Here is a 3,820-nt window from a genome sequence, read left to right as displayed (position 1 = left end):
TTTCTTCTTCTCTTTTTTTGATGAGGTCATCCCTTAAGAAGCCAAGATTACTTTCGACTAAAGCTGTAAACAAAAGTAGCTTACTTAAGCGATAAAAAGATGATAACTCTTGAGAAAAATGATTATCAAACCAAGCAGTAAAAGCTTGCGTAAACACAGATGAAAACCATTGATTAAAATCATCGTACGGCAATAACGGAAAATAATTTCTATCATCACGCGCAAAGATACTATGTAGCATACAAACAATAAAACCTGTTGATGGGGGCTTCATGCTTGTTTCAAGACATGCATCTTGAGGCGAACGGACACCATAATATATGTCTTTCTGTCCAATCTTATTAACAAGGTCGATCAACTGGACTTTACTTATAGTGATCTGTGGGACATCTATCATCTCTGATCTTTCTTCTTTAAGAATGTGAAGGGTGCTGTTGTGACAGAGCGCGTTGTGATTGCTTGTCTTGCAAAAATGTTTATGAAAAAGTATCCTCCCGACGATTCTAAAAAATTGGGGGGAGTTATGATGCAAGAATGGGTAGTTGATAAGGTTGTATTTTTATTGCACCGGATAAATGATAGTGCTGTATTTTTGCTGCACTGGATAAGTGATAATCTTACGATTGCTCCTATCATTGCTACGATAGTTACTGGAATGGTGACACTTTTTGTGCAACAACGAAGCTTAAAAAAACAACTTAAAATCTTCCAACGACAAACTATAGCATCAGAAACCCAGACAGCTATTCTATTAGAAGATAAAAAAGCACGTGATTTGGGACCATATTTGAAATTGAAGGCAGTATTCTTCCCACAAAAATATGAAGGTACTTCACGCGTTAGGGTGAAATTGTGCATTAAAAATCTTACTAGAGAAGATATAATGATAAGGAATATACGCATATCGAAAAAAAGTCCCTTTAAGTTTGTTAAAAATGCTTGCCCTTTCGTTAGATGGCCATCTAAAACTTCAGGTGAACACCTCGTCATTAAAAGAACAACTCCAAAACTCATTGCGTTATGTCCCCAAAATATAAAATCAAATGCTTCATCAGAGTTCGCTTTGAATTTTTTTATTATACGTGCTAAATGCTACACTTTTTTAGATTTCATAATTAGCTGCCGTAAGCCTAATTCCCGCAACATTGCAAATTTTACACTTGACCACACTTCGATTGTTAACCCAGAGGAAACATTCACTGTTCATTTTTGGGCCTCATATCCACGCTCAAAAGATACATATGACGAATTTGGCCCTGAATATTCCTTTTTGGCTGATAATCCTCATTTGTGGTTTTTTTGATGCCAAAATTAAAAGCATTCTCCTGCAAAAATAAAATCGATCAATCTTGGTTCTTCTTTTTTGTTGATTAACTCAATGATTTTATTANTAATCCTCATTTGTGGTTTTTTTGATGCCAAAATTAAAAGCATTCTCCTGCAAAAATAAAATCGATCAATCTTGGTTCTTCTTTTTTGTTGATTAACTCAATGATTTTATTATTTAATTCATCAATAACTTTCATCTGTGAAGCTAACTTTAGCCTTTGGCTGTATAGCGTTTCATTTTTTTGCTTAATTAAAGAGGATAGGTTTTCAAGTACTACTTGCTGTTGTTCAATTGACTTATCTCGCTCTGCAAGAGTGGCTTCATGCCATCTCATCCAACTATCAAATTTTGACTTATGCCATTCTTCTCGTTTTTTAAGAATTGTTGTGTGAGTTTCGTGTCGTTTCACAAGATCTTCTACGCTACAATCACGATTCGGTATTTGTATAAATTCTTTCACAAACTTATCTCCATTCTCGATTTTCGTATTACAACCTATTAATCTACAAATCCGTGTGTAGAGTTTCTTCAATATTCCGTTTCTCATGATCTTTCTTCTTTAAGAGTGTGAAGGCTGCTGTTCATTCTTTTCTTCATATTGAAGCTTCGTCATTTCATTTTGTTCACACGGCTTCATGCAAACAGTGGAACCGTTGACAAAAGAAAGCGTTGAGAGCGTTGCTTTTTCTACCTCCAACAAATGTTGCAAACGCTCAGGATAGAAAAAATCCTCTGGACGTAGGTCAATGTTGTGCCGTTGAGCATAAATGAGTAGTTGTGCCTGATAAGTTGAAGGAAACAACCCACCGGCACCGCCTTTTTTCTTGGAGTAGGTTATACGATAAACAGCGCCTTTACATTTATGTAAAATGCGTGCAACCTTTGTGACACCCCCTAAATATTTTATAAGCGTATATGCTGGCTCTTGTTTCATATTAGTATAATTTCATAAATTCTGAATTTTATCAATAGTAAAAATTCAGAATTTATTGAATTGATTTTTCACTCAATCTGAAAGAATTTAATTATATGGAACGTGAACAGTTAAGATTATGGCTTAATGAGCAATTAGTAAAAAAAGGACACGGCAGCAAAAAAATGCTGGCTAAGCATTTAGGTGTGTTGCCTTCCACTCTTACCAGCATATTAAATAACTCAGGCACAAACCGCTCGATAAAGGCAGATGAATTAATAAAAATTATTAATTTTATTGGCGAGGTCCCACCTTTTTTAATCGAGGGGTCTGGACAATTTGTTAGTCTTTTTTATCAAGCAAAGCCTGAAGTTCAGCAAGCTGTTTTAACGATTCTTCAGAATTCTGGCCAATCAGACAAAAAATAATAGCAGCTATCACCTTTTTATCCCCATAATTCCAAAGTTTTTTTAGCGTTTCTTCATCCACTATTAGCCTCCATATGCAAAATATTTCATATTTTATGAAATTTATTATTGACATATTTCATTAAAAATGAAATACATATATTCCATAAACCACGCACAAACAATTGCCAAGAGGCGTTAGGGAGGAGAAATTATGGAAAATCCAATTCTTATAAATTCTGATGAAATTTTATTAGTTGTCTATGATGATGATCAAAACATTGGTCGGTCGGGACCACTGGATGAAAGCCAAGTTCTAAAAATTATTGACGAGGCAGATGATGCAATCCAAATCTTTCGCATCAATCCTTCTGAGAATAATTGTGAAGATATCTCTGAAGAAATTGCAGAAGCATATGTAAAAGAAAATATCGAACATCTCCATGAGGATAGTGAGGTTCATGACTTTGTACGCGAAAGTGATGCTTACCAAGAACTTTTAGACGAGATCGCAGACGAAAAATATAATGATGAGATTTACGGTACTTACGAACAACAACACCGTTTGCGTGCATGTGATGTGCTTTAAAAATTCTAAAGGGCGCTTTTAAAAGCGCCTCCCCTTTTCCCATCAATAATTGATTAGAGTAAACTTATGACCACACATGATACTCATATTCATAGTGAAGGATATCTCACGCCTGAAAACGAGGTAGACAACAAAATCGGTTATGTCCAAATGGTCAATGCCCATGTAATGCATAGGTACTTACATTTGAAACAAGATTTTTCCACTTGGTTTAACGATTGTGTTGAAAAGCTTGATCTAAAAGAAGGCATGGATTTTGTTTTTACAAAACAAGAATGGAACAGACAGAAGATTTGTCCAAAATCTGAAATAGAAACAGATAAAACCGATAATCATTACTTCAAAATTCACGCAGCAAGGAAAATTGCTCAAGCAGAGCGCCATAGAAACTATGGCAGAATATTATATCAAACCTTGTGTTTTTCTTAATTAAGGGGGTGATGATGCGAAACTTTATTACAATATCTGAAAACAATTTTCAAAACACAACTGTTCCAACCATGTCTAGTCGTGAAATTGCAGAGTTATGCGGTAAGCAACATGCGCATATTATGCGTGATATTCGACAAATGTTAGGAGAA

General features: G+C 35.0%; 8 protein-coding genes. 5 read left to right on the top strand and 3 right to left on the bottom strand.

Annotation, left to right across the window (positions count from 1 at the left end):
- Positions 1-397: hypothetical protein (locus ACFIKN_RS02030; RefSeq protein ID WP_375657835.1), on the bottom strand; the 397-nt coding region annotated here is incomplete at its 3' end.
- A 39-nt stretch (positions 398-436) separates the two neighbouring features.
- Between ACFIKN_RS02030 and ACFIKN_RS02025 the strand changes: the two genes are divergently transcribed.
- Positions 437-1,303, top strand: coding sequence for a hypothetical protein (locus ACFIKN_RS02025; protein ID WP_375657834.1), 867 nt, complete (start codon positions 437-439; stop codon positions 1,301-1,303).
- Between the two features lie 121 nt (positions 1,304-1,424).
- Here the strand turns inward: ACFIKN_RS02025 and ACFIKN_RS02020 are convergent, their stop codons facing one another.
- Positions 1,425-1,877 carry a hypothetical protein gene (locus ACFIKN_RS02020; RefSeq protein ID WP_375657833.1) on the bottom strand — a complete coding sequence of 151 codons (453 nt, stop codon included), beginning with the start codon at positions 1,875-1,877 and terminating at the stop codon, positions 1,425-1,427.
- Positions 1,878-1,889: 12 nt separating this feature from the next.
- Positions 1,890-2,264 carry a hypothetical protein gene (locus tag ACFIKN_RS02015; protein ID WP_375631598.1) on the bottom strand — a complete coding sequence of 125 codons (375 nt, stop codon included), beginning with the start codon at positions 2,262-2,264 and terminating at the stop codon, positions 1,890-1,892.
- A gap of 95 nt (positions 2,265-2,359) precedes the next feature.
- On the opposite strand from ACFIKN_RS02015, the gene ACFIKN_RS02010 reads away from it, so the two are divergent.
- The 4 genes from ACFIKN_RS02010 to ACFIKN_RS01995 form a co-directional block, all read left to right on the top strand.
- Positions 2,360-2,671 (top strand): XRE family transcriptional regulator, encoded by a 312-nt coding sequence (locus ACFIKN_RS02010; protein WP_375620609.1) that lies wholly within the window; start codon positions 2,360-2,362, stop codon positions 2,669-2,671.
- 193 nt (positions 2,672-2,864) lie between these two features.
- A complete protein-coding gene (locus ACFIKN_RS02005; RefSeq protein WP_375657832.1) occupies positions 2,865-3,239 on the top strand; it encodes a hypothetical protein in 375 nt (124 codons plus the stop codon).
- 66 nt (positions 3,240-3,305) lie between these two features.
- Positions 3,306-3,668: an antA/AntB antirepressor family protein gene (locus ACFIKN_RS02000; protein WP_375657831.1), complete on the top strand. Its 363-nt coding sequence runs from the start codon at positions 3,306-3,308 to the stop codon at positions 3,666-3,668.
- A gap of 14 nt (positions 3,669-3,682) precedes the next feature.
- A partial coding sequence (locus tag ACFIKN_RS01995; protein ID WP_375657836.1) for a Rha family transcriptional regulator occupies positions 3,683-3,820 on the top strand: 138 nt, incomplete at its 3' end.

Source organism: Bartonella sp. CL436QHHD (assembly GCF_042195105.1).
In the GTDB taxonomy this organism is placed as follows: Bacteria; Pseudomonadota; Alphaproteobacteria; order Rhizobiales; family Rhizobiaceae; genus Bartonella.
Note: the sequence above shows the minus strand (reverse complement) of the source record. Positions and strands in the feature narration are given on the sequence as shown.